A 26,364-nucleotide genomic window follows, 5' to 3' on the forward strand; every position below is an offset into this window, starting at 1 on the left:
GAATACGCTCAGGCGCTTCTGTAATCTGCAATGCAACATACGATTTGGACAGAAAATTCGATGACACTCAGACAAACTGCCGGAATGGTTCTGATCCTCTGGGCGCTTGCAGCGGCCTTCGTCACCGGAGCGGCAGCGCAGGTTCCGTTGATCCCCGGATATACCTCGGAGCCCGAAGCAGCGGGCGACACGGGCGCAGATGGCGATCTGGCCGCTGCGATCAAGGCCGCGACCGAAGCCGGTGCCAGCGTGATTGTCATCGACAGCACGGGGCAGGTCGTATCCTCGGGCGGCCAGCAAGGTGACGCGGCAACGGCCGATGACGCGCAAGGGGCGATGGGCGAAGGGTCGCAACTGATGAAGGCGCAAGAGAAATTTTCGGATTTCCGTGCGTCCATGCAATCGCGGTTAGAGGCATTGCCTTATTCGATTTTCGAAGTGCAATACGTGCTGCGGCAAACCAGTCCCGATGGCCGGATTCAGACCTATGTCGAAGTTCTGGTCTGGAATATCCTGTTCCTTCTGCTGGGACGCTGGCTGTCTACCGAGATTTACGGCAAGCGCCTGGCCAAAAATCTGGTGGTTGCGCGGTCAAAGGAAAATCCGCGGGGCTATCGGGAAAAGATGCCATTTCTGGTGTTCCGTTTTTTCATGGGAATCGGCGGCACGATCTTTGCGATGCTGATGGCGTTGATCGTGGGGTATCTTTTCTTTGGCGAGGCTGAGGATATCTCGATCCAATTCACGGTGACGGCGATCTTCACGGCGTTTTTCCTGTCGCGCACGATATCCGACCTGTGGCGAATGGTGCTGTCACCCTATCTAAGCCAATACCGCTTGCCGCCATTCTCGGACCGGGATGCAAAACGATTGTATTTCTGGGCTTCGGCGCTGGCGACCTATGACATCTCGGTTGTGCTGTTCGCCACCTGGGTAGCGGATTTTGGGTTGAACTATAACGTCTATGCCTTGGTCTATGGCGGTCTGACCATGTTCGGCGCGTTGGGCAATGTGCTGATGATCCTGTTCAACGCGCGCGCCATTTCCAACGCCATTCGCGGCGGGCGGGCTCCGGATCAGGTGTCATGGATTTCGCGGTTCATCTCATTTGCGTGGGCTCCTGTTCTGGTCGTCTATATCGTATTCAGCTGGTTCAAGCTGGCTGTCGACTTGGTACTTGAAAATGAGAATTCGCTGCCGATCGTGGCCAGCAGCTATGCGATTTTCATGTCGGTGGTCGTGGCCTATGGGGCGATGAATTACCTGCTGGAGCGCTACTTTGACCGTAACCGCCAGATGGAAGACATAAACGCTGTGGCCGCAGAAGAGGCTGAAGAAGCTGCCGAGACACCCGAGGCGGAAATACGTCAGCATTCGATCCTGACATATGAGGATCTGGCGCGTCGCGTGGCGGGGATACTGGCCTTTGTGGTCGGCCTTTACGCATTGGTGGTGATCTGGAACCCCGAAGCCAGCTGGAGCGAAGACCTGCCAGTCGAGCGGGCGTTGGACGTAATGGTCATCCTGTTCATCGGTTACATCCTATTCCACTTCTTCCGTATCTGGATTGACTCAAAAATCGCCGAGGAAACCGACGATGGCGGTGAAGAGGCCGAGCTGGGCGACGAGGGTGGTGAAGGCGGGCAGAGCCGTCTGGCAACTCTGCTGCCCCTGTTCCGCGGTGCGATACTGGCCGTTGTTGTTGTCACCATCGTTCTGATCGTGTTGATGGAGTTGGGGATCAATGTCAGCCCGCTGTTCGCCGGTGCCGGGGTGGTGGGTCTGGCTGTTGGGTTCGGCTCGCAAACTCTGGTGCGCGATATCTTTTCGGGAGCGTTCTTCCTGATGGATGATGCCTTTCGAAAAGGGGAGTATATCGACATCGGGGACGTGAAGGGGACGGTCGAAAAAATCTCGGTGCGGTCATTCCAGCTGCGTCACCATCTGGGCGCGCTGAACACGATCCCGTTTGGTGAGATCAAGGTGCTGACCAACTATTCCCGTGATTGGGTGATCATGAAGCTACCGTTGCGCGTGACCTATGACACCGATGTTGAGAAGGTGCGCAAGCTGATCAAGAAACTGGGTCAGCAATTGCTGAGTGACCCGGTGATCGGCGATAACTTTATCCAGCCATTGAAATCGCAGGGTGTGATCGAGATGCAGGATTCCGCGATGATCATCCGGGTCAAGTTCATGACCAAGCCCGGCGATCAATGGCTGGTGCGCAAGAAGGTCTATCAGGAAATCCGCGAGCTGTTCGCGCGGGAGGGGATCAAGTTTGCCCATCGCGAGGTCACCGTGCGGCTGGCTGAAGGTAAAGAACCCGAGGATCTGACGCCAAAGCAGCGCGAAGCCGTGACCGGTGCGGTGCAGGCGGCGATTGACGAGGATTATCTGGACGATATCGGACCCGGAGGAGACGACCGCTAGGGGCGGCTCCCGCCCCTTTGGGCCGGGCCGCGCGTGCCGCGCGGCGGTTGATTCACTTGGTCTGCGAAGGCCAGATGGCTTGTGATGTACCCAATTTCGCGGCTGGCAGAGGCCATGACATGTGCGCGAGACCTACGGACAGTGCAGGTAACAGGCGATGGCCAGGCCCCCAGCCGGATGATTCAATCTCTTGTGCGTAATCTGTTGCCGCTGGTGTTGTGATCTCTTCGTCCTGCTCGGATTTTGCCAATGCGGCGAGCAGTTCCGCGGTGCGGGCCAGGGACAGCTGTGCAAGCATGATGGAGTTCGCGGATGCGGCCTCGGCCAGTACGGATAGAACTGCAGCAGCCATCAGATAGCCTGTCGCGTGATCTAGCGCCTGAACCGGCAGAGGGGTAGGTTTTTCAGCCTGTGCCCAAGTACGACCTGCATCTGCGATGCCTGCGCTCATCTGCACAAGACTGTCAAAACCGCGTCTATTGGACCACGGTCCCTGCCAGCCATACGCATTCAGAGTAACCTCAACCCGGTTGGGGGCCAGTTCGTCGCGTTTAACTTTGGTCAGCCCAAGCGCATCCAGCGCACCCGGGCGGTAGCCATGAATGAAGACATCCGCTTGCGCTAACAGGTCTTCCAACTTTTTCAATCCTGATGGTGATTTCAGGTCCAGGTAGGCGCAGCGCTTGCCCAGTGAAATGCCGGGAATGACGCCTGGCTCGTCCCATCCAAGCGGGTCGATACGTAACACTTCGGCTCCGAACCCCGCGAGCGTTCGGGTCGAGACCGGTCCGGCCAGAACGCGCGTCAGGTCCAGAACCTGCAAGCCTGCCAGCGGGCGTTGGGCTGTTGCTTCGGGGCGGTCGCGCAGCGTGATGGGGCGCGGGCTGTGCCAGCCGATAAGCGGATCGCGCGACACCGCCCGCCCTTGCGGGTGTTCCAGCCAATCCGTCCGGCCGCGCATGGCTGCGGCCGCGCCGCCTTGGGCCACGATTGAGTTTTCGAGGTCGGCGATAGACCAGTCTTTCAGGGCTTGCTCAACCGCGCCTCGTTCCGCCTTAACGCCCAGTATTTTCAGTGCCGCCGCTCGGTGACGGGGCAGGTTGGTGTGCAGCCTGATCCAGCCATCCGATGCCTGGTAATCACCGGCAATTGGGTCCCAGAGATTGGGCATCTCCCACCCGTCAGGCTTGAACGAAGATCCGTACCACAGCGAAGCCAGACGGTGATCGACCGATACCTCGGGTGCGGCGGGTGCAAGGTTCAGTGCGGTGACAAGACGAGCCAGTTCCTGACCCACGGCAGCAAAGCTGGCGGTTGCCAGTTCGGATACGGCGAATGCACTGCGCAGCGCCCCCTGTCCAGTCGACTTGTAGCTGTCAACAGCGGGGAGGGCGGAAATCAGGCTCATTGCTGATACGGGTCTAGACTGTCGCGCAGCCCGTCGCCCAGGAAGTTGAAGGCCAGCACAATAACGATGATCGGCAGCATTGGAATTGCCGTCCACGGATAGATTTCGATTGAGGCCAGGTTCTGTGCGTCATTCAGCATCACGCCCCAACTGACCGCTGGTGCGCGCAGTCCAAGACCAAGGAAACTGAGCGCTGTTTCTCCAAGGATCATTGCCGGGATCGAAAGTGTGGCTGATGCGATCAGATGAGACATGAAGTTCGGCAGCAGGTGCTTGCGGATCACCCGGCCGGAGCTTGCGCCCATCATCTCGGCGGCGCGCACGTATTCCTCTTCGCGCAGCGAAAGGAATTTGGCGCGCACCGATCGGGCCAGACCGGGCCAATCTAAGATGCCGAGGATGATTGAGATAATGAAAAACACCGCTACCGGGCTCCAGTTCGAAGGCACCGCAGCAGACAGCGCTAGCCACAGCGGCAGTTCCGGCAATGAGCGCAGGATTTCGATGACGCGATTGATCACCCAGTCGATCTTGCCGCCGAAATAGCCTGCCATCGATCCGAAGATAATTCCAAGGAAGAATGACACCGAGATACCGATCAGACCCACGGTCAGCGACAACTGGGCGCCGTAAAGAATGCGACTGAACACGTCGCGCCCCAAACGGTCAGAGCCCCACAGGAACAGCGTTGCGCCTTCGGGCGCGCAGAACAGGTGGGTGTCGCTTCTGATCAGGCCAGCCAGTTTGTATTCGGACCCCTCGCAGAAAAACTTGATCGGGCGAGGGTCTTCGAGATCGGGCACAAATTTCCACTGAAAGGTTTCCAGATCAGCCTCAGCGACGATGGGAAAGACGTGGGGGCCTATGAATTCACCCTCATAGAACCAGTTGATGCTTTGGGGTGGGGCATAAAGATGCTCTCCGTTCCTTTCATTCGGGCCATAGGGCGCGATGAACCCGGCGAAGGGCAGCATAAGATAGCACAGCAGCAGGAAAATGCCCGAGATCAGGCCCAGCTTGTGGGTTTTGAACTTGCGCCAGACTAACACCCAGTTCGGCGCGTCCAGATCGGCGCGCTCAAGCTGTTGCAGGGCGGCGTCGGGATCATAGGGAGTGTCGTCGACATAGCGACCGTCGGGATGTTGGGTCATGCTTCACGCCCCTCGTACCGGATGCGTGGGTCAAGCATGACCAGCAGAATGTCAGATATCATGGTGCCGATCAGGGTCAGCAGGGCGACGAACATCAGAATGAAGGCAGACAGGAACTGATCCTGCGTTTTCAGCGCTGTCAGAAGGGTCGGGCCGATGGTCTGCAGACCAAGAACGACCGAGACCAGAACCGAGCCGGACACCATCGAGGGCAGCAGGTTGCCGATATCCGCCACGAATGGGTTGAATGCCACGCGCAGTGGATATTTGGTTAGCATCCGCGACGGGGCCATGCCCTTGGCGATTGCGGTTTCCACATAGGGTTTGCCCAGTTCGTCCAGCATGTTGGCGCGCAGGCGCTGCATCATGGCCGAGGCCCCCGACGTGCCGATCACAAAGGTCGGGACGATCAGGTGGACAAGAATGGATTTTAATTTGTCCCAGCTCATCGGTTGTCCTTCAAAGGACGGATCCATCAATCCGCCGATGGGCAGGTTGAAATAGCGGTGGCCGTAATAGAACAGGATCAGCGCCAGCAGAAAGTTTGGCGTGGCCAGACCCAGATATCCTACAAAGGCAGAGGTGTAGTCGATCCACGTCCGCGACCGTGCGGCCGCAATGACGCCCAAAGGCAGCGCTACGGCGTAGACGAATAGGATGGCGGCCAGGTTGACCACAACGGTCAACCACAGGGTGTCGCCTACGATGTCGGCCACGGGGCGGTCGAATTCGAAGGACCAACCGTAGTTACCCTGCAAAAGACCTTCGAACCCGTGGGGGCCGGGCCAGAAGCCCATCCAGATCAGGTATTGTTCCCAGACCGGCCGGTCCAGCGCATATTCCGTGCGCAGAAATTCCGCTTTGGCCACACCGGCAGATTGCCCCGAGGCCTGCAGTTCGGCGATCTGGTTGCTGAGGTAGTCACCGGGCGGCAGGTTGATGATCACAAAGATCAGCACCGACACCACCAACAGAGTCAGCAGCATCGTGAAAAAGCGATACACCGCATAGCGCAGCATGACCATTTAGCTGCTCCTGATCAGTCGGCGAAGAAGAATTCGTCCGGCCGGTGAATGCCGAAATGCGCGCCGGGTTCCCACGCCCACATGGCTTGTTCGGGAACGTTGCGCAGGCGGTTCGAAACCACTACAGGCTGTGGTGCACCGTTCAGAATGCCGATTGCAAATAGCTGTTCGGCATGAATGTTCAGCATCTCGGTCCAGATCGCCTTGCGTTCGTCATCACTTGTGGCGACCTCCCAATCATGGGCCAGCTGCATCAGGCGTTCGGCCTCGGGCATGTCGGGGGCTTCGCCTACATCGCCGCTGGTCTGATAGTATTGGCCCCATTTGGGCCAGGCCAGAAAGACCTGATCCGTCGGTGCCAGATAAGCGGGCGAGGTGTGAGCCTGCGGAATGCCGTCATCCCATCCAAACCAGACCGAGGCCATGGTGCTGCCCGCAAAGACGCGGTTGCGCAGAATGTCCCGGTCCAGCGGGCGCATTACCAGATCAACACCGATCTCGCGCCAGGTGTCGGTGACGATCTGCAGCGCATTCTCGACCTCTTGCCGTTCACCGGCGGTTTCGATGATCAGTTCCATAGGTCGACCATCGGGCAGCATGCGGATGCCGTTCTTGTTGCGCTCGGTCAATCCGGCCTCATCCAGCAGGGCATTGGCCATTTCGACGTCATATTGCGCCCAGGCTTGCGCGTTGTCCTCATCATAAAAAGGAGACGCAGGCAGCACTGCCATGGCGCCAGGTTGAGCCAGTTTGAAATACAGCGCCTGATTGATTGTCTTGCGATCAATGGCTAACGATAAGGCACGGCGCACGCGCACATCGCGCAGAACATCGCGCCAGCCCTCATCAGCAAAGTTCAGGTTCGGATAGATCGCAATTTGTGAGGCGACACCGGTTTTCCACAGCCGTGTCTTGTAGTTGCCAACCTCTTCGCCCTTTTTCAGGATCGAGGCATCACGGAACGCCAACCCACGCCCTTGCAGGTCGGTTTCACCGGCATTGGTTTTCGCGGCGACCAGACCGGGGGCGACAATCTCCATCTCGACCACGTCGATATAGGGCAGTTGCACGCCCTTGCTGTCGATGCGGTGGTAATAGGGGTTGCGCACGAAATTGTGTCGAATTTTCTTGCCAGAACTGGCGTTCAGCCAGGGCTGCAGCGTGGGTAATTCGTGGTTGTCGAATTTGTAGAGGTTATCCAGCTTGTTATGCAGTGCCGCCCAGCTTTTGACGCGGTTGTCCTCGACCAGTGCGGCCATTTCATCGGGGTCAGCATATTTCTCGTGATAGGGCTTCAGAAACGCGGCGGGCCGGTAAATGAAGGGCGGGCGTGCCTGTGCCAATGATTGCAGGAAGTCCGGGTTTGGGTCTTCCCATTCGAAGACAACGGTGGTTTCGTCGGGGAAGGTTACTGTCGGTGTCTTGCCTTCGACGATCAAAAAATCAGGCGGACCGGATGGGCTGAGCAGTTCGTTATTCGCTACGTCTTCCCACCAATAGCGGAAATCTTCCGAGGTAAAGGGAGATCCATCTGACCATTTATGCCCCTCGCGCAGATTCAGGGTGAACTTGCGGTTGTTTTCGCTTTCAAACGACTCCAGCAAGTCGGGGACAAGCTCGTAATTCTCGTTGAAACCCACCAGCCGGGCATAGCCATAGACAACCATCTGACGGATGTCCTTGGATCGGGTGACCATGGTGCGCAATGTGCCGCCCGGTGTTCCGAATTCACGCCCCTTGGCGGCCAGATCGACGACCAGTGGTTCTGCGGGAAGACGGTCCTTAATGGGGGGCAGATTGCCTGCGCTCACTTCACTTTCCCAAAACCCGCTTTCCTGGGGCGTCGGTGTATCTGCCGTGGCGGGCAGTATCCAAGCAGCGGCCAGTGTGGCAGCCAGAAACAGTGGGCGAGTGGTCTTAAACATGGCATCGTACCTTATGGCCGGGTTCCATCTCTACCAGCGAAGGTATCACGGAGTTGGTAAATCGGAAGGCGTCATCCCAACTGTCTGGCGAACCTGCGCCTAAAGCAACCAATTTTAGGTCGATGGGGCGGTTGATGTCAGGTTCTGGCTGAGCGGCAATCAGCGCCTTGGTGTAAGGGTGGCGGGGATTGTAGAAAAGGGTTTCGGGCGGGGCTTGTTCAACGACCAGGCCGCGTCGCATCACGGCGACCTCGTCGGCAATACGAGCCACGACGGCGAGATCGTGAGAGATGAAGAAATAAGATAGGTTCAAACTGTCCTGCAAATCTTCAAGCAGTGTCAGGATTTGTTCCTGAACCGAGACGTCCAGGGCCGATGTCGGCTCGTCACAAACGATCAGCTGCGGGTCCAGCATCATGGCGCGGGCGATGGACAGGCGCTGACGCTGACCGCCAGAGAAAGCATGAGGATAGCGTTTCAGCATATCGGCGTTCAGCCCGACCCGGGCCAGCATTTCGGCGGCTTTGTCCCGCTGTTCCGATGCGGAGCCAATTTTGTGAATTTCCAGCGGTTCAGTCATGGCATCCTGAATGCGCATGCGCGGGCTGAGCGAGCTATAAGGGTCCTGAAACACCATCTGCGCCTTACGTTGAAACGCGGTGCGCTGGGCACGGGTCATCCGGTGCACGGTAATCGGGTCTTCGGTTGGCGAGGTACGGAACAGAACCTCGCCGCCGGGATCGGGCAGTTCGGCCCCCAATGCAATACGTGCGGCCGTGGTCTTGCCCGAGCCGCTTTCACCAACCACTGCCAGCGTCTTGCCACGCGCCAGATTCATGTCAACGCCTCGGCAAGCATGTACCAGACGGTCACCCTGCCAGCCCCTGCTGGACCGCAAGGTGTAGGTTTTTGAGACATTCTTGATCTGCAGAATCAGATCCTCGTCGGGCATCGGTATCCCAACGGAGTCTTCGTCCGGAATCTCGGGCGCGGCGTTGAACAGCTGTTGCGTATAAGGATGCGCGGGTTCGGTCAGGATCGGGGCAGCCGCCCCGGATTCCATCACACGGCCCTTGTGCATGACCACGACCTGCTCGGCCATGTTGGCGACCACGCCCAGGTCGTGCGTAACGAGGATCAGCGCCATGCCGGTTTCGCGCTGCAATTCCTTGATTAGACCCAGAACCTGCGCCTGTGTCGTCACGTCAAGCGCGGTTGTCGGTTCGTCTGCGATCAACAATTCCGGCTTGGACACCATCGCCATCGCAATCATGGCGCGTTGGCGCATGCCGCCGGACAATTCAAACGGGTAAGAATCATATGCACGTTGGGGATCGGGAAAGCCCACGCGCTCAAACTGAGTCAAAACTTCTTTGCGGGCCTGCGCCTCGGACGCGCCACGGTGCAGCCAGAGAACCTCGCTGACCTGATTGCCGATCTTGTGCAGCGGCGACAGGGATCGCATTGGTTCTTGAAAAATCATCGAAACGCGGTTGCCGCGAATGCCGCGCATCTGCTTTTCGCTTATCTTGGTCAGATCCTCTGTGCCCTTGGAATCATTCAGAATGATCGTCCCGCTGCGAATTTGCGCCGTGCGTGGCAAAATCCGCAGCGCCGCCCGGCACGAGATGGTCTTGCCAGAACCGGATTCTCCGACCAGAGCCAGGGTCTGCCCGGCCTCGACGTCAAAATTGACGCCTTTGACAACGGAGTTACCCGCACCAAAACCGATGCTCAAATCGCGGACAGACAACAAAGCTGTCATGCGGGTATTCCACCCGTTGGGCCGTAGGTCGGCATCGGCTTGATCAACTCCCCGTGTTTTTTGACGCAGTCTCGCGCGGTTGGGGCAGGCTAGTCAAACCCGTTCTTGGGGTGAAATGTCGCGGAAACGTGAAACTGACACCGATTTGTCTACACAAAGTCTTGAGGATTTGCGATCACGGGGCATATCGACCCCATCTGGCAAATCGACTGATATCAAGGAGAGATTTCCCCGTGCCCGACGAACAAAGCCGACTCGATCTGTTCATTGACCGCATGGTGTCGCAACGCGCCTGTCTGGATTTTGCCATTGCCGAATCGCGTGGCATGGCGGGGCCGGTCTTTGAATTGGGTTTGGGCAATGGGCGTACCTATCATCACATGGCGCAATACGTGAAAGACCGCCCCGTTTACGTGTTTGAACGAGCCGTGGCGTCCCACCCAGATTCGACACCGCCCGAGGATCGGGTGATTCTGGGCGATGTGCGCGAAACGCTGCCCGCCGCGCTGACGCGTTTCGGAGCCACTGCAAGCCTGGTCCACGCGGACCTTGGCGGGCATAACCGGGAAAAGAACGACGCCTTTGCCAGATTTGTTTCACCGTTGATCCAACCTCTGCTGGCGGAAGGTGGTTTGATGGTCTCAAGTGATCGGATGTATTTCGACGAACTAACCGAACTGCCTTTGCCACCCGGTGCGGTTCAGGGCCGGTGCTTCGTCTATCGCCGCTGAGACTCAGGAGCATCCCATGCTGTTCTACGATTGCAAGACCGCCCCAAACCCGCGCCGGGCCCGTATGTTCATCGCGGAAAAAGGGCTGGAGATTGAAACCCGCGAGGTCTCGATCGGCAAAGGCGAACAGCTGAGCGATGCATTCAAGGCGGTCAACCCGAACGCAACCCTACCAGTGCTGGTCACAGATGAGGGCACGGCATTGACCGAGAACCTAGGCATCGCCGCTTATCTTGAGGCCCGCTTTCCCGAACCACCTTTGATGGGGCGCACCCCGGACGAAAAAGGGCAGGTTCTAATGTGGAACAGCATTGTCGAACAGCAGGGTGGCGCGCCCACTGCCGAGACACTGCGCAACACACACCCCGCCTTCACCGACAGGGCAATTCCCGGCCCTGTGAATCACGCTCAGATCCCCGAACTGGCGCAGCGAGGCGCGGTACGGGTCGGGCATTTCTTCAATCTGCTGGAACAGCGATTGGCGGAAAGCCCCTATATTGCCGGGTCCGAGTTCACGCTGGCTGATATCTCGGCTTTTGTCTTTGTTGACTTCGCCCGTGTGATCAAGGCGCGGATACCGCAGGAAAATTCGGCCACTCTTGCGTGGTTTGAAACGATCAGCGCCCGGCCCAGCGCGCAGCTTTAAATTTGTGAACTTCACCCGTAGGTTTCTTGCGAAAAGAACTGTACAGAAATGTCTAGACAGAAGTGAACAGTGGGTCTAGCGTTCTGTCCAAGCCATGTAGGAGGGGGCAGGATGAAATCTCAGTACCGCGTTGTGGTCATCGGGGGCGGCGTTGTAGGTGCCTCGGTTCTGTATCACCTGGCCAAGTACGGCTGGTCGGATGTGGTGATGCTAGAACGGCGGCGGTTGGCCTCGGGGTCTTCGTGGCACGCAGCCGGTGGTGTTCACGCGCTGAATGCCGATCCAAACATGGCCTCGCTGCAGGCATACACCATCGACCTGCTCAGCGAGATCGAAAAGGAATCGGGTCAGAATATCGGCCTGCACATGACTGGCGGCCTTACATTGGCGGGAACGCCCGAACGGTGGGAGTGGTTGCAGGCCAATTACCGCATTTTCCAGTCCATCGGCATTGACGATTGTGAGTTGCTGTCACCGGAAGAAGCACAGCGCCGTTGTCCTATCATGTCCACCGACGGGGTGCTGGGCGCGATGTGGGCGGATCGCGAAGGCTATATCGATACGACCGGAACGGTGCACGCTTACGCGACAGCGGCAAAAAAACGTGGCGCGGAATATTACGAAGAAACCAAGGTCGAAGAGCTGATCCAGACCGACGATGGCTGGCAGGTCGTGACCGACAAAGGCACGATTACCTGTGAACATGTGGTTAATGCGGCGGGTCTTTGGGCCAAGCAGGTTGGCCGCATGGCGGGTATCGAACTGCCGGTTTCTCCTTTGAAACATCACTATCTGATCACCGATACAGTGCCCGAAGTGGCGCAGGCGGAATTCGAGATGCCGATGACTGTCGACCTCGAAGGGTTCACCTACATGCGGCAGGATCAGAAAGGCGTTCTGGTCGGCATCTACGAGGTGGACCACGAACATTGGGCCATGGATGGCGCGCCGTGGAACTATGGTGAAGAGCTGTTTCAGGAGCAACTCGACAGGATCGAAAATGAACTGACGCTGGGCTTTGAACGCTATCCCTCGATCCAGAACGTCGGCATCAAGACTTGGGTGAATGGGGCGTTTACTTTCTCGCCGGACGGTAACCCTCTGGTCGGTCCGGTGCCGGGCAAGCAAGGTTATTGGTCGGCCTGTGCGGTGATGGCTGGGTTCTTGCAGGGTGGCGGTGTCGGCAAGACATTGGCCGAATGGATGATCCACGGTGAGCCAGAGGCCGATGCATGGCCGATGGACGTGGCACGTTATGGCGATTTCGCGCAGAACAAACGCTACATCCGCGAAACCACCGGCCAGTTCTATTCTCGCCGTTTCGTGATGACCTACCCGAATGAGCAACTGCCTGCGGGCCGCCCTCTGAAAATGGCCCCCGCCCACGACGCCATGACCGAAGCCGGGTGCAAATGGGGCGTCAGTTGGGATTTGGAAGTTCCGCTTTATTTCGCGCCGAAAGGGTTTGAAGAAACGCCAACGCTCAAGCGGTCGAACGCGCATGACATCGTGGCCGAGGAATGCAGGGTGATCCGCGAAGGGGTTGGCTTGCTGGATATCTCGGGCTTTTCGCGGTTCGAGGTCAGCGGCACCAATGCCGAAGTTTGGCTCGATAAGGTCATGGCCTCGAAACTGCCTGCGCCCGGCCGGGCGAAGCTGGCACCGATGCTGGGTGAAAGCGGGCGGCTCAAGGGGGATCTTACGGTTCTCAATTGGGGCGATGGGACTTGGTGGATCATGGGCAGCTATTACCTGCGCGCCTGGCACATGCGCTGGTTCGATGATCACATGATTGACGGCGTCAATATCTGCGATCTTGGCGAAGATTATTGCGGGTTTGCCGTGGTCGGCCCGAAGTCGCAGGCCGTGGTCGAGAAACTTGCAGAACAGGATATCTCGGGCCTGAAATTCATGGGCTGCGGTGAATTCGATATCGGCCTGGTCCGCGCCCGCGTTGCGCGCATGTCAGTGACGGGTGAGAAAGGGTATGAAATCAACTGCCGCTATGGTGATCACATTGCGCTGCGCCGGATGCTGCTTGAGGCCGGGGCGGAGGAAGGTATCCGCGAATGCGGCTTCAATGCGATGCTGTCGACACGGCTGGAAAAAAGCTTTGGTATCTGGTCGGCGGAATTCACCCAAGCCTACACGCCGGGGATGACTGGAATGGATCGCTGGATTGATTGGGACAAGGATTTCGTCGGCAAAGATGCCGCTATGGCCGAGCGTGACGGAAACGGCCCGGCGCAGGTGCAGGTAACGCTGGAAATGGACGCACTGGACGCAGATGCAAGCGGGTATGAGCCGATCTGGTCAGGCGAAGACCGAGTGGGTTTTGTGACCTCGGGCGGATATGGCCACTATACTGGCAAATCTCTGGCGATGGCGTTGGTCGACCGCGGCAAGGCCGAACCGGGTACGGAACTGACCGTACATGTGGTCGGTGTGGAACGCCCCGCACGCGTGATCGCTCAGTCTCCGTACGACCCGCAAGGCAAAGCGATGAGGGGCTAATGGTGATCTCGCAAATACCCGAGCGTGGCAGGCGGCGTCGCGGACGTGGTGCAGACGCCGCGCCTGCGCCGAGTCGGGATGTAAATTACCGCCAGCTGCGCAATCCGTTCCCGTTAATGGAGGTGTTCCCGGCAGATCAGATAGCGGACATGCACGAAACCGCCCTGCGGACGCTTCAGGAACTAGGCGTCAAGGTTTTGCTGCCAGAGGCCCGCCGAATATTCGGCAAAGCAGGTGCGCGGGTCGAGGAAGACGGCGAAATGGTCTTCATCGGCCGGGAAATGATCGAGGCCGCCGTTGCGTCCGCCCCCAAATCGATCAATTGCCGCGCAGGTGCGCGCCGCCGTGATTTTACGTTGGAACTGGGCAGTCTTGTGTTCCAACCGGGGGCAGGGGCGCCGAATGCCACCGATCTGGAACGGGGCCGCCGCCCGGCGACTGGACAGGACTATCTGGAGTTCCTGAAACTCACGCATCATTTCGATGTGTTCCAGATGATCTCGCCGCAGGTCGAGCCTCAGGACGTGCCAACCCCTCTGCGCCACTATTTCACCACGCAGGCACAAATGGAGCTAACGGACAAGTTCCCGTTCTTCTTTTCGCGTGGGACATCACAGGTGATGGATTGCTTTGAGATGCTGTCGACCGCGCGAGGCCTGTCGGATGACGAATTCCGCGCCAACCCGCACAGCTATACGATCATCAATACCAACAGCCCGCGCACCTTGGATACCCCTATGGCGCAGGGTCTGATTGACTTTGCCCGCCACGGTCAGATGTCTATCATCACACCGTTTACTCTGATGGGGGCGATGGCACCCATTACGGTGGCCGGGGCAATTACGCTGTCGCATGCCGAAGCTTTGGCGGCGCTGACCCTGACTCAACTGACCAATCCCGGCGCGCCCGTATGCTATGGGACATTTACCAGCAACGTGGATATGAAATCGGGCGCACCTGCATTTGGGACGCCCTCGCATTTTCAAGCGTCTCTGGCGGCGGGACAGTTGGCTCGACACTTGGGCTTGCCATGGCGCTCCGCCGCCGGGTCGGCGTCGAATATCAACGACGTTCAGGCTGCGAATGAAAACCAGTTCGGCCTCTGGGGGTGTCTGATGGCTGGGGCCACGGTGATCATCCATTCGGCTGGGTGGCTTGAGGGCGGGTTGACGGTCTCGTTTGAAAAAATGATCTGTGACGCCGAAGTGCTAAACATGGTGGCCGAGTTGTGTGCAGGGGCGCAGGCCGGGAGTGCCGAGATTGGTTATGACACCGCTTTGCGTGAGGTCGAGCCCAGCGGACACTTCTTTGCCTCCAGCCAGACGATGGAGCGTTACAATACTGAATTCTACGAGCCCCACGTGCATGACTATGCCAATTTCGGCACTTGGACCGAGCGTGGATCGATCGATGCCAATCACCGCGCCACGGGCGTGTGGAAAGGCATCCTGAACGACTTCAAAGCTCCCTCTGTGGACAGTGATGGACTGGGTGCCTTGCAGGACTTCATCGCGCGTCGTACGGCTGATGGCGGCGCACCGCCGGAGAGTTGAATGAACACCAAACCGATCCTGCACAGGGATGATCCCAAGGCCGAACCATTGGTCGGTAACATCAAAGTCACGCGCGACGACTGGCTGAACGTGGCGATGGACGTGCTGATCTCGGATGGGGTGGATCAGATCAAGGTTCTGAACCTGGCTGAACGGATGGCAGTGTCGCGGTCATCTTTCTATTGGTATTTCAAATCCCGGCAGGAATTGCTGGACGCACTGCTGGCCCGCTGGCAGGCAACCAACACGGCAGCGCTGGTCGCACAGGCCGAAGCACCGGCTGATACGATCACGGCGGCCGTCTGCAATGTGCATCGTTGCGTGGTGAACACAGAGCTTTTCGATACGGCATTGGACTTCGCCGTCCGCGACTGGGCACGCAAATCGGGCAAGGTGCGGCGGGCACTGGACCAATCGGACGCGCGTCGGCTTGCGGCGTTGAACGCCATGTTCACGCGCTATGGGTATTCTGAGATCGAGGCCGAAACCCGCGCGCGCGTACTATATTACATGCAGATCGGATACGATCTGGCGCAGTTGAATGAGCCGATGGAAACGCGCCTGTCGCTGGTGGCGCATTACCTTTACGTCTTTACCGGAGTCGAGCCCAGACCCGAGGAAGTTGATGAATTCAGCGCCTATTCAAAGCGCTATTGGGAGGGAAAAACAGAATGAGCCAACCAGACGCAATAATCATTGGCACAGGTGTCATTGGCGCAGCCATCGCGTTCGAGATGGCCAAGGCCGGATGGAAGACTCTGTCGCTTGATCGAAATGCCCAGGTCGGCCATGGGTCTACCGCCGGGTCCTGCGCGATCATTCGAATGCACTATTCGACCTTTGATGGCACGGCCTTTGCGTGGGAAGGCTATCACTATTGGCGCGATTGGGCCGAATATCTGGGTTTGCCTGCGGATGCCAATCTGGCACAGTTTCGCGAAACCGGATGTCTGGTGATGAAGACCGAGGCCAACGGAATGCTGGAAAAGCACATGAGGAACAGTGCTGATCTGGATTGTCCGTTCGAGGATTGGTCGCCTGAAAAAATCACCGAGCGCCTGCCGGTCTATTCATTGGATAGCTTTACACCGCCCAAACGTATGGACGACCCGGATTTTGGCCAGCCAAACGGGCGCAAAATGCAGGGCGGCGTGTTCTGGCCGCAGGCCGGATATGTCACAGACCCAGCATTGTCTGCACAGAACCTGATGGATGCTGCCAAACAGTACGGGGCCAAGGTGCGCACCGGGGCCGAGGTGGTCGAAATTTTGACTGAAGAGGACCGTGTCGCCGGGGTCAAGCTGGCCTCGGGCGAGGAAATTCGTGCCAAAGTAGTGGTGAATGTCGCGGGGCCAGGATCAGCCATCATCAATAAGATGGCAGATGTGCTGGAGGATATGACCATCGAAACCCGCCCTCTGCGGCAGGAAGTGGTCCACGTTCCCGCACCCGAGGGCTTCGATTTCGAGAACGATGGCACCATCGTCTCGGATAGCGATATCGCGTGTTACTGCCGCCCCGAACACGGCAACCACATCCTCGTCGGATCAGAAGACCCAGAGTGCGATCCACATCAGTGGTGCGAGGATGACGTGCACTATAACCACGACTTTACCGACCAGTGGACCACACAGGCGATGCGCTATGCCCAGCGGGTGCCCAGCCTTGGCATTCCGTCCAAAACCCGTGGGGTGGTTGATCTGTACGATGCGTCGACCGACTGGATTCCGATCTATGACAAATCCAGCCTGCCGGGATTCTATATGGCCTGCGGCACTAGCGGGAACCAGTACAAGAATGCTCCGATCGCAGGCAAGATGATGACCGCCCTGATCGATTATTGCGAGGGTGGGGCGGATCACGACACACAGCCTCTGCAATTTGAGTTGCCTTATATCAAGCGGGTGATTGATGTCGGGTTCTATTCGCGCAAACGTGCGATCAACGAAGAAAGCAGTTTTTCGGTTCTGGGCTAGCCTGCCCGGAAAAACGCCCTAGTCTTTCCGGGAACCACGTGCGGAGTCCCGGATGACCGAGCCAACGAACCGAGTTCTGATACTGGGCAGCGCGCCCGGCGCGTTGGCCGCGCAGGGCTGGGCGCGCACGCCCTTCACCCAAATTGTTGCCATCAACAACGCGTGGCGCATCCGGCCCGATTGGGACGTTCTGATCCACCCCGAGGATTTCCCGGAAAAGAACCTCCCGACTAGACTTACCGCGCATCAGCGGATTGTCACTGCGCAAGAGTATGTTCCTGCGCAAAACCGGTTTGGAGGGTTCGTCTATGCCGGCGGTACAATGGCGTTTACAGCAGGATATTGGGCGTTGGCGGCACTGCAGCCTGCGGTTTTAGCCTTTTTCGGTTGCGACATGATTTATCCGGGAACCGGAAATACGCATTTCTACGGAACCGGACAGGCTGACCCTCTTCGCGCAGACATCACATTGCGGTCGCTCGAGGCCAAATCTGCACGTCTGGGCCTGTTTGGTGCGGCTCAAGGATGTCGGGTTGTCAGGCTGTCTAAAGGGGATAGCCGCCTGATGTTTCCATCCTTCGGGATGGACGAAGTGGCAGAAAACGATCTTCCTCAAACCGATGCGATGAAAGCCATTGTTCAGACGGAAGATGAACTGGGGTATCACGTACCCTCTGGGCGGTATTGGGAGGTTGCGGACAGGTTCGACCAAAACAAACTTGACGCGTTGGACCAGAGATGGCTGCAGGCCTATCGCGCCTCAGTCCTGGAAAACCAAGCCTGACAGGTCGTAAACGATCAGACGGCGAATTTCGCCCAAGCCCAGACCATCGCGATATAGGTTAGGTTGTGCATGAACTGGTCCAGCCCTGCGGCGCGCCAGAAAGCAGCCTGCGTTGGCGTCAACTGTTTCTTGTCCGAATAGCTGGCCTTGGCAAAATCGATATTGAAATGCACGAACCATTCCAACGCGGCGATGATCAGAATAAATGCCCATGGGGCTCCAAACAGCACAAAGACGATAACTGATCCGATAACGTGCACGCCAGCATGCTGGGCACGACCCCAGTGAAGATATTCACCACGGCCGGACAACATTTTGGGAGTCTGGAGGTAGAAGTCAGCAAACATATGTTTGATCTGCAATAAGCAGAGCATCAACAACACTGCGCCTAGGCTGGCAGTCAAATTGTTCCTCCCGATATCGTCCTAAGGCGGACTCTAGGGGCTAAACCGGTGAGGCGCAAATAAACTAGTTCACACACGGCGAATAAATGTTCAAACTGGAAACTATTTGCGTCAGTGGTCACGAATGCTGTAAATTCAGGGTGTTGGATGTGCCGCTCTTTCTTCCAGATTGGATCGGTTATTCATAGCAGGGGCAGGTTCCATAGAACGTTCGATTTTCCGGTTTATTTGGAAGTATTCAAAACGCGATCAGCTGATCCTGCTGGCCGTGACCTCTACACTGTTTCCGCTGTTGTATCTGACGCTGGAACTGCCCAAGCGCATCATCAACGATGCCATCGGTGCGACCAGCCCGATTGTGGATGTTCTGGGCTATGAGGTTCCGCAGACCACCTTCCTGATTATTCTGTGTGGTGGATTCTTGCTGGCGGTGCTGGCGCATGGCCTGATGAAGATGCGTATCAACACCATGAAAGGTGTGCTTAGCGAACGGATGCTGCGTCGCTTCCGGTATCAGTTGATCAACCGCGCCCTGCGTTTTCCCCAACCCTATTTCGAGCGTGTCAGCCAAGGTGAAATGGTGTCGATGATCACAGCCGAAAGTGAGCCGATGGGCGGGCTAATGGGCGATGCGATCAGTCAGCCGGTTTTACAGGCCGGACAGATGATCACGATCCTGTCGTTCCTGTTCTTGCAAAGCGTGTGGTTCGGGCTGGCCGCAGTGTCGCTGATTCCGCTGCAGGCTTGGCTGATCCCCAAACTGCAGCGCCAGATCAACCTGCTGAACAAGAAGCGCATTCAGGAAGTCCGGGTTCTGGCCGCGCAGATCGGCGAGAACGCCGCCGGGGCCTCGACCCTGCGGGCCAATGGTGGTTGGCGGTATAGGCGGGCGATGATCTCGGAACAGTTGGGGCGGCTGTTCGGTATCCGGTTCGAGATCTACCAGAAAAAGTTCTTTATGAAGTTCATCAACAACTTCATCTCTCAGCTGACGCCGTTCATGTTTTATCTGGTTGGTGGCCTTCTTGTGCTGCAGGGCTCGGTCTCTCTGGGGGCTCTGGTGGCGGCCTTGGCCGCGTACAAAGACCTGAGCTCGCCGTGGAAAGAGCTGCTGACCTACTACAACCAGACGCAGGACATGTCGCTGCGCTGGGACGTAGTTATCGAACGTTTTGCACCGCCGGGAATGCCTGATGAAAAACTGTTCGAAGGTGAAGCCGAAACGCGACCGCACCTGACAGGGGATATCGTGCTGGATCGGGTTTCTGTCCGGGATATGGATGGAAATCAGGTTCTGGATGATCTGAATCTGACCTTTGCGGGCGGACAAACCATCGGTATCGCCGCGCCTAGCGAAGAGGACAGGCGCGCCGTTGCCGAGCTACTGACGCGGGAAGTCCTGCCCAGCGCGGGCCGGGTCGAGGTCGGAGGCGAAAACCTGTCGAACCTGCATCAGAGTGTAGTGGCCGCACGTATCGGCTATGCCTCATCGCGCCCGGTCATGTTCCAGGGAACCTTGGGCGACAACGTTATGATGCCGATGCGTCAAAAGCCGTTGACGTCGCAGAGCGACGATCCTGATTTTGCCGAAACCCAACGCGCTGGCAACAGTGCCGATCCATATGATGCCGAATGGTTGGATCCGTCTCTGGCCGGGTTGGACAGCCCTGATGCGCTGCGCGATTGGTGGCTGCACCTGATCGACGGCATGGGGTCTGGCGCGGCATTGTTCCAGCGCGGGTCAGAGCAGGTGTTTGATGCAGACGAACATCCGGAATTGGCCCGCAAGTTGGTCGAACTGCGTCCCCTGGTCCATCAGGCGGTGCAAAAGGCAGGGCTGGAACAACAGGCTTTGGTTTTTGATCGTGAAACCTACAACCCGGCCTTGCCGGTGGTGGAAAACCTGCTATTTGCGACACCGCGCGTGCCGGTTACACAGGAACTACTGGCGCGTCAGACTATCTTTCTGGGGCAACTGCGCGAGTTGGGGCTGGATGAAACGCTGGTCGGCCTGACGCGCGATGTAATTGAAATGCTGCGCCAGATTTTTGGTCTGGATGGCACCGATCACCCGCTGTTCCGCAAACTTGGTCTTGAGGCGCAAACTTACGAGGCCGCGCTGGAATTGGTCGAGCGGACCAGGAATGAGGGTGTGTCCGGGCTGGATGACGAACAACTGGCCAATCTGTTGGCGGTGCCTTTCGTGATCTCGGCGGAACAGATCGGCCCTGCCTTCACGGATGAACTCAAGAACCGCATCCTCGAATTGCGTCACAGCCATTCCGAGAAATTGCTGGAGCGGTTGTATGACGTATTCGTCTCGCTGGACAAAACCGCATTTGCGCCGGGCCTGACGGTGATGGAGAACGCCTTGTTCGGCAAGGTTAGCCAGATCGGGGGCGGCCGCTCGGACGAAGCACGCAAGCTGATCGTTGATGTACTGGACGAAAACGGTGCACGCCCGCTGGTGGTTGAGCTGATCTATGACGTTCCGGTTGCGTTAGGTGGTCAGAATTTGCCTGCAGTTTTCGCTGAACCGCTGGCCTTTACCCGTGCAACGATCAAAAAGCCGGACATCCTGATTCTGGAAAACGCGCTAGCCAGCTATGATATGGCCACTCAGGTTGCTGTTTACAAAAACCTGCGCCAGTTGTTGCCGGATGCGACCGTTATCTATCTGAACGACCAGTTCGAAAATCCGGATGTATTCGACATGTATGTTGAAATCCGGCAAGGTCGGGTGGTCTCGGACGAAGGATATGACGCCGTGGAAGAGGACAGCGCCGCCTCAGCCGATCTGGCGCGCAAGCTGCGCGCGTTGGAACAGACGCCGCTGTTTTCCGGTCTCGACCGCAGACAGCTGCGCCTGCTGGCCTTTGGTGCGCGCTGGTTCGATGCCAAACCGGGCGAGGTTGTGTTCCTGAAAGACGACCAGCCTACCGACGGTGCCTATGTGGTGCTTGAAGGTGAGGCCGGGCTGTACCTGCCGCAGATGGAAGGCCCCGATCAGCTGATCACTAAGGTAGGGCCGGGGGCACTGGTGGGAGAACTCGGGCTGATCCGCAAAGAACCCCGCGCGTTAAGCATGATCGCCGAGACAGAACTGTCATGCCTGCGGATCGGTGAAGAGGAATTCCTCGCGGTGGTCGAAAACGATGCCGCGACCGCGTTCAAGCTGATGCAGGTGATCGCGGGATATGTTTCGAACTAGGAACTAGACCTTGGGTTTGCAAAACAATTCGTAAAGCAGCCCGATGACCTGTGCGGTGTTGCCGTCCTGCAGTGAGTAATAGATCGTCTTGCCGTCCCTGCGTGTGGATACCAGTCGTTCCTGCCGCAGCCGGGCCAGCATCTGGCTGACGGCGGCCTGCCGGATTTGCAGTAACTCTTCCAGTTCACCCACCGATTTTTCGCCGTCGCCCAGATGACACAGGATCATCAGTCGGCCCTCATGCGCCAGCGTTTTCAGAAACGCCGCAGCCCGCGCGGCGCTTTCTTTCATGTCCGCCGGGTTTTCAGAATGTGCGCTTTGGGTGTCTATGGCTTTGGGGGTCACACGCAGCCTGTTTATTCGCAAAGGGGTTAGACCAATATGCCCTGAAACAGGTTTGGTTGTCACCCCTCGGTCGCTGGCGCACCGCCCTGAAAGGCATTGCCGTTTACATAATCGCAAGGCTCTTCCTGCATTTGCAGGTGTAGCCCGTCACCGCTGTAGGGATGAGCACGGGCCAGGTCCTCGTCTACTTCGATCCCAAGGCCGGACGCGGTTGGGGCGGTCACGAAACCATCGTCAACACGCAGTGTGCCTTTGATCAGCAGATCGTGGAAAGGAGTTTCGATGGTTTCTAACAACAGCAGGTTCGGGATTGACGCGGCCAGATGGATATTGGCCGCCCACTCGATTGGTCCGGCGTACAGGTGCGGTGCCATCTGAGCGTTAAACACCTCGGCCATGGCCGCGACCTTCTTCATCTCCCATATACCACCGGCGCGGCCAAGGGCAGGTTGCAGGATCTCGGCGGCCCCGGCACGCAATACCGCCCCGAATTCGGCCTTGGTGGTCATGCGTTCACCGGTCGCCACAGGGATACGGACGTTGCGGGCGACGCGGGCCATATCCTCGATCATGTCAGGTGGGGTGGGTTCCTCGAACCACAGTGGCGAATAGGGCTCCAGCGCATGACCCAACCGGATTGCGCCTGCCGTGTTGAACTGACCATGGGTGCCAAATAGCAGGTCCGCCCTGTTCCCTACGGCCTCGCGAATGGCTTTGCAGAACGCGACCGACATTGAGATATCAGACATCGCAGGCATATGTCCGCCGCGGATCGTATAGGGGCCGGCAGGGTCAAATTTCACAGCGGTGAAACCACGCCGCACCATCTCGGCCGCGCATTCGCCTGCCTGATCGGGTGAGGTCCAGAAGTCAGTCAGGTCATGCTGGGGCAGGGGGTAGAGATAGGTGTAGGCCCGGATGCGCTGGTTCATTAGCCCGCCCAACAGGGCGTAGACCGGACGGTCGCGATCCTTGCCCAGAATGTCCCAACAGGCGATCTCCAAACCCGAAAATGCGCCCATCACGGTCAAATCGGGGCGCTGGGTGAAGCCGCTGGAGTAGGCACGGCGGAACATCAACTCGATATTTTCCGGGTTTTCGCCCAACATATGCCGCTCGAACACGTCCCTGATCACGTGCTGCATCGCCTCGGGTCCGACCGATGAAGCATAGCATTCGCCCCAGCCGGTGATCCCGGTATTGGTCGTAACCTTGACCAAAATCCAATATCGCCCGCCCCAGCCTGGCGCAGGCGGGGCCGTGATGATGATGTCGAGGTCCTGCAGTTTCATCCAGTGTTCTCCCCGTGGATGGCGTCAGCGCTGGTTGAACAGGATCACGTTGCGCTTGGCTGATCCAGTCTTGGTGTCTTCGATGGCCTCATTGATCTGATCCAAAGACCACCGACCTGAGATCAGCTCATCCAGTTTCAACCGCCCCTGTTCGTACAGGTCGATCATCCACGGAATATCGCGCTGAATGACCACATCGCCCATTTTTGAACCCACCATGCCCTGACCCAACGCGGCCAGAACCACTGGTTCATAGGTGGACATATCACCCGAATGGGGCATGCCGATCATAATCGCCCGACCACCCCGGCCCAAATAGCGCGGGGCCTGATCATAAGCCGGGATCGCGCCGACGGTGATTAGCACCGCATCTGCGCCGCGCCCACCTAAGGCCTTAAAGGCGGCCTTCCACGGTTCCTTCAGGCTGGCCAATACGCCGTGCGTTGCACCGAACTCCTTGGCGATCTCCAACTTTTCTTCGTTCATGTCGACGGCCACAATCCGACGAGCCCCAGCGATGCGAGCACCCTGAATGGCGTTCAAACCAACCCCACCCGCACCGATGACCACGACGTCCTGACCGGGACGTAATTTTGCGGCATTTACCGCCGCACCGACCCCAGTAATCACGCCACAGGACAGCAGGCTGGCCACATCCTTCGGCATATCGGCAGGAAGTTTCACAATCTGCCGGTGGCTGACGACAACCTTCTCGGCAAAGGCACCGCAAGCCATCGCCTGATCTAATGGACCATCATCCGCTGTCCGCAACGGGCCTTTGACGGTGTCGTAAGGTGTCTCACAGATGGTTGGCCGCCCGCCAGCGCAAGAGGGGCATGACCCGCACGCGCGGATCAACGTGACAACGACTGGATCGCCGATTTTGAACCCACCGGCATCATCGCCGACTGCGGTGATCACACCTGCGGCTTCATGCCCATAGACGGCAGGCAAATGCCCACCCCATGCCCCACTGGCAAAGGTGATGTCGGAGTGGCAGATCGCAACGGCCTCTAATGTCACCTCGACCTCACCTGCGCCCGGAGGTGCCAGTAAGATATCTTCGATGACCAGAGGTTCGTCAAACGCCCTGCAGACGGCGGCTTTGATGGTTTGCATGTGGTCCCTCACTCCCTTTTGGTCACGGTGGCGTGGGAAACTGCATGTAGCAAGACGGAAACCGTCATTCGGGCGTCGTTGTTACGCCACGACAGGCCGCGATCGCAAAAACAGTGCAAATCCGACGATCATCAGAACAAGGGCAAGCAGGAAGGGCGCGCCAGGCAGGTAGATTGCTGCGTCGGGTTTGGCGAAATACGCAAACACGCTGGTCATGACCAGCGGTGAGATCACCATCGACAGCGCATGTAACGAGGTGAGTACGCCCTGCAGCTCACCTTGCTGCGAATCCGGGGTGGCGCGGGACGCCAGGGCCTGTATGGCAGGGGTTACCACAGCCCCTATCGCGGTGATCGGGATCAGCATCAAGGCAACGAACCCATTGGTCAGGAAGGCCAGCAGCAGGAAGCTGATGACCTCGAAGGCCATGCCGTAGATGATTGTCACCCTCTCGCCCAGATACCGGGTTGCAGGGCGGATCAGGCCACCTTGCACGGCGGCCATACCGATTCCGTATACGCCCAATGACAAGCCAATCATTTGCGGCGACCAGCCGAACCGTTCCGTTGTGAAATAGGCCCAGATGGCGGGGTAGACGTAGATCGACACCGAATAGAGGAAATAGACCCACAGCATCGGGCGGATGCCGGGCAGGGATGCTATGGCACGCAGAGAGTTCACCGGATTGGCACGGCGCAGGCTGAAGGCGCGGCGGGTTTTGTCCGTTACCGTTTCCGGCATCACCAGCAGACCGGTCAGGAATGTCAGGGCTGACAAGGCGGCCGCAGCCCAAAATGGCGCGCGGGTTCCATATTCGCTCAGCAACCCACCGATGACCGGTCCCAGCACGAATCCGACTCCAAAGGCAGCCCCCAGCAATCCGAAATTCGCCGCCTTTTCCTGCGGTTTTGAAACATCCGCCATGAACGCTGCTGCGGTGGCATGGGTGGCCGCGGTGATGCCGCCCACGATACGCCCGGCCAGTAAAAGCCAGATACTGCCCGCAATCGCCATCACCACGTAGTCCAGAGACATGACGAACAAGGACACCAGCAGAACCGTGCGCCTGCCATAGGCGTCTGACAAATTACCAAGGATCGGTCCAAAGACGAATTGCATGGCGGCAAACGCAGTGCTCAGCACGCCGCCCCAGATCGCGGCGTCGGCCAGCGTGCCCCCCTGAACCTCGACAATCAGGTCGGGCATGATGGGCAGCACCAGACCGATGCCCATGGCGTCGATCATGACCGTGCCGAGAACGAAGAAAAAAGGTAGACGCATTGAAACCGCTCGCGAGATTCACCCGGACCCTATCATGCTTCGTTCACGTGTGAAGCGTCTGTGACGTCAGGTTACGCTGCCGGTAATTTTTGTTCTAGATCGTCAAGCATTTCGGAAAGGAGACGAGGGTGAGAGAAGAACGGGGAATGCGAGCTGTTGATCGTCGCTCGTAACCCTTCGGGTGCCACGTGGCTCATTTGTTCTTCGTATTCCGTCGGGATCGTATGGTCGTCCGTGGCACGAATATAGGCCTTTGGAACGCGCGCGAAATTGTCTGAAACGGGCAGCGGCGTGTCTTGAGGTGCAATAGGTTGCGGGCACATTCGCGCAAGGGCATAGGGTACAATTTCGGGCGCGCAGTCGTGGTAGAACAAGTCCTGCACCCTGTCCGGCCGGACCGTGTATGACAAGCCATCAGTCGATTTGTCGACAGCATCCGTGATCAATTGACGTGGGGCCCGTTTGCGCATCTCGATCATCGACAGGCCATCCTGCGGAACATAGCCGCACAGATAGATCACGGCCCGCATAGCGTCCGGGGCGGTTTCGGCGGCGGCGCTGACGGGATAGCCGCCCCAGGAGTGGCCAACGATGATCGTTTGCGGGGTCGAGGCCGCCAGAACCGCATCGCGGCAGCTGTCCAGTGTGACATCGGCAATCGGTGTTGGGTCCGAGCCATGGCTAGGCAGGTCAATCGCGCGCGCCGTGTGCCCCAAAGCCGTCAAGGCGGGGACCACATCACGCCAGCACCAGGCGCCATGACAGGATCCATGGACCAACAGAAAATCTGCCAAAATAGTG

Annotated in this window: 20 protein-coding genes; 9 read left to right on the top strand and 11 right to left on the bottom strand. The window is 58.1% G+C overall.

The genetic code is table 11. From position 1 onward, the window contains the following. The first annotated feature begins 60 nt into the window (after positions 1-60). A complete protein-coding gene (locus ACR0DT_RS08490; protein WP_480710312.1) occupies positions 61-2,433 on the top strand; it encodes a mechanosensitive ion channel family protein in 2,373 nt (790 codons plus the stop codon). A gap of 52 nt (positions 2,434-2,485) precedes the next feature. Here ACR0DT_RS08490 and ACR0DT_RS08495 read toward each other — a convergent pair whose 3' ends face one another. From ACR0DT_RS08495 to ACR0DT_RS08515, 5 genes are read right to left on the bottom strand one after another with little or no spacing between them, the layout of a single operon-like run. After that, positions 2,486-3,841: a CoA transferase gene (locus tag ACR0DT_RS08495; RefSeq protein ID WP_480710313.1), complete on the bottom strand. Its 1,356-nt coding sequence runs from the start codon at positions 3,839-3,841 to the stop codon at positions 2,486-2,488. After that, positions 3,838-4,992: an ABC transporter permease gene (locus ACR0DT_RS08500; protein ID WP_480710314.1), complete on the bottom strand. Its 1,155-nt coding sequence runs from the start codon at positions 4,990-4,992 to the stop codon at positions 3,838-3,840. The genes ACR0DT_RS08495 and ACR0DT_RS08500 overlap by 4 nt, the downstream gene beginning before the upstream one ends. After that, positions 4,989-6,017 (bottom strand): ABC transporter permease, encoded by a 1,029-nt coding sequence (locus ACR0DT_RS08505; RefSeq protein ID WP_480710315.1) that lies wholly within the window; start codon positions 6,015-6,017, stop codon positions 4,989-4,991. The genes ACR0DT_RS08500 and ACR0DT_RS08505 overlap by 4 nt, the downstream gene beginning before the upstream one ends. Positions 6,018-6,031: 14 nt before the next feature. Next, entirely contained in the window at positions 6,032-7,942 is a 1,911-nt protein-coding gene (locus ACR0DT_RS08510) for an ABC transporter substrate-binding protein (RefSeq protein WP_480710316.1), read from the bottom strand. Then, positions 7,935-9,707, bottom strand: coding sequence for an ABC transporter ATP-binding protein (locus tag ACR0DT_RS08515; RefSeq protein ID WP_480710317.1), 1,773 nt, complete (start codon positions 9,705-9,707; stop codon positions 7,935-7,937). The genes ACR0DT_RS08510 and ACR0DT_RS08515 overlap by 8 nt, the downstream gene beginning before the upstream one ends. A 275-nt stretch (positions 9,708-9,982) precedes the next feature. Here ACR0DT_RS08515 and ACR0DT_RS08520 point away from each other — a divergent pair, with 275 nt between their 5' ends. From ACR0DT_RS08520 to ACR0DT_RS08550, 7 genes are all read left to right on the top strand, one after another. Further along, on the top strand, positions 9,983-10,438 hold the full coding sequence (locus ACR0DT_RS08520; protein WP_480710672.1) for a class I SAM-dependent methyltransferase: 456 nt from the start codon (positions 9,983-9,985) through the stop codon (positions 10,436-10,438). 16 nt (positions 10,439-10,454) lie between these two features. Next, positions 10,455-11,084, top strand: a complete 630-nt coding sequence (locus tag ACR0DT_RS08525) for a glutathione S-transferase family protein (RefSeq protein WP_480710318.1) — start codon at positions 10,455-10,457, stop codon at positions 11,082-11,084. A gap of 111 nt (positions 11,085-11,195) precedes the next feature. After that, positions 11,196-13,598, top strand: coding sequence for a GcvT family protein (locus tag ACR0DT_RS08530; RefSeq protein WP_480710319.1), 2,403 nt, complete (start codon positions 11,196-11,198; stop codon positions 13,596-13,598). Further along, on the top strand, positions 13,598-15,151 hold the full coding sequence (locus ACR0DT_RS08535) for a trimethylamine methyltransferase family protein (RefSeq protein ID WP_480710320.1): 1,554 nt from the start codon (positions 13,598-13,600) through the stop codon (positions 15,149-15,151). The genes ACR0DT_RS08530 and ACR0DT_RS08535 overlap by 1 nt, the downstream gene beginning before the upstream one ends. Continuing rightward, positions 15,152-15,826, top strand: a complete 675-nt coding sequence (locus ACR0DT_RS08540) for a TetR/AcrR family transcriptional regulator (RefSeq protein ID WP_480710321.1) — start codon at positions 15,152-15,154, stop codon at positions 15,824-15,826. Further along, on the top strand, positions 15,823-17,127 hold the full coding sequence (locus tag ACR0DT_RS08545) for an NAD(P)/FAD-dependent oxidoreductase (RefSeq protein ID WP_480710322.1): 1,305 nt from the start codon (positions 15,823-15,825) through the stop codon (positions 17,125-17,127). The genes ACR0DT_RS08540 and ACR0DT_RS08545 overlap by 4 nt, the downstream gene beginning before the upstream one ends. Before the next feature lie 52 nt (positions 17,128-17,179). Beyond that, a complete protein-coding gene (locus tag ACR0DT_RS08550; protein ID WP_480710323.1) occupies positions 17,180-17,911 on the top strand; it encodes a hypothetical protein in 732 nt (243 codons plus the stop codon). Positions 17,912-17,925: 14 nt separating this feature from the next. On the opposite strand, the gene ACR0DT_RS08555 is transcribed toward ACR0DT_RS08550, so the two are convergent. Beyond that, positions 17,926-18,285, bottom strand: a complete 360-nt coding sequence (locus ACR0DT_RS08555) for a DUF3307 domain-containing protein (RefSeq protein ID WP_480710673.1) — start codon at positions 18,283-18,285, stop codon at positions 17,926-17,928. Positions 18,286-18,529: 244 nt separating this feature from the next. Here ACR0DT_RS08555 and ACR0DT_RS08560 point away from each other — a divergent pair, with 244 nt between their 5' ends. Continuing rightward, positions 18,530-21,526: an ABC transporter transmembrane domain-containing protein gene (locus tag ACR0DT_RS08560; RefSeq protein WP_480710674.1), complete on the top strand. Its 2,997-nt coding sequence runs from the start codon at positions 18,530-18,532 to the stop codon at positions 21,524-21,526. 3 nt (positions 21,527-21,529) lie between these two features. Here the strand turns inward: ACR0DT_RS08560 and ACR0DT_RS08565 are convergent, their stop codons facing one another. From ACR0DT_RS08565 to ACR0DT_RS08585, 5 genes are all read right to left on the bottom strand, one after another. Then, entirely contained in the window at positions 21,530-21,817 is a 288-nt protein-coding gene (locus ACR0DT_RS08565) for an ArsR/SmtB family transcription factor (RefSeq protein ID WP_480710675.1), read from the bottom strand. A 113-nt stretch (positions 21,818-21,930) separates the two neighbouring features. Further along, positions 21,931-23,163: a mandelate racemase/muconate lactonizing enzyme family protein gene (locus ACR0DT_RS08570; protein ID WP_480710324.1), complete on the bottom strand. Its 1,233-nt coding sequence runs from the start codon at positions 23,161-23,163 to the stop codon at positions 21,931-21,933. Positions 23,164-23,187: 24 nt separating this feature from the next. Beyond that, a complete protein-coding gene (locus ACR0DT_RS08575; RefSeq protein WP_480710325.1) occupies positions 23,188-24,282 on the bottom strand; it encodes a Zn-dependent alcohol dehydrogenase in 1,095 nt (364 codons plus the stop codon). A gap of 81 nt (positions 24,283-24,363) precedes the next feature. After that, complete coding sequence (locus ACR0DT_RS08580) at positions 24,364-25,563, bottom strand: TCR/Tet family MFS transporter (RefSeq protein WP_480710326.1); 1,200 nt, start codon at positions 25,561-25,563, stop codon at positions 24,364-24,366. Positions 25,564-25,634: 71 nt separating this feature from the next. Next, positions 25,635-26,357, bottom strand: a complete 723-nt coding sequence (locus ACR0DT_RS08585; RefSeq protein ID WP_480710327.1) for an alpha/beta fold hydrolase — start codon at positions 26,355-26,357, stop codon at positions 25,635-25,637. Between the last annotated feature and the right edge of the window lie 7 nt (positions 26,358-26,364).

The sequence above is a fragment of the Ruegeria sp. BI11 genome (genome assembly GCF_056538005.1).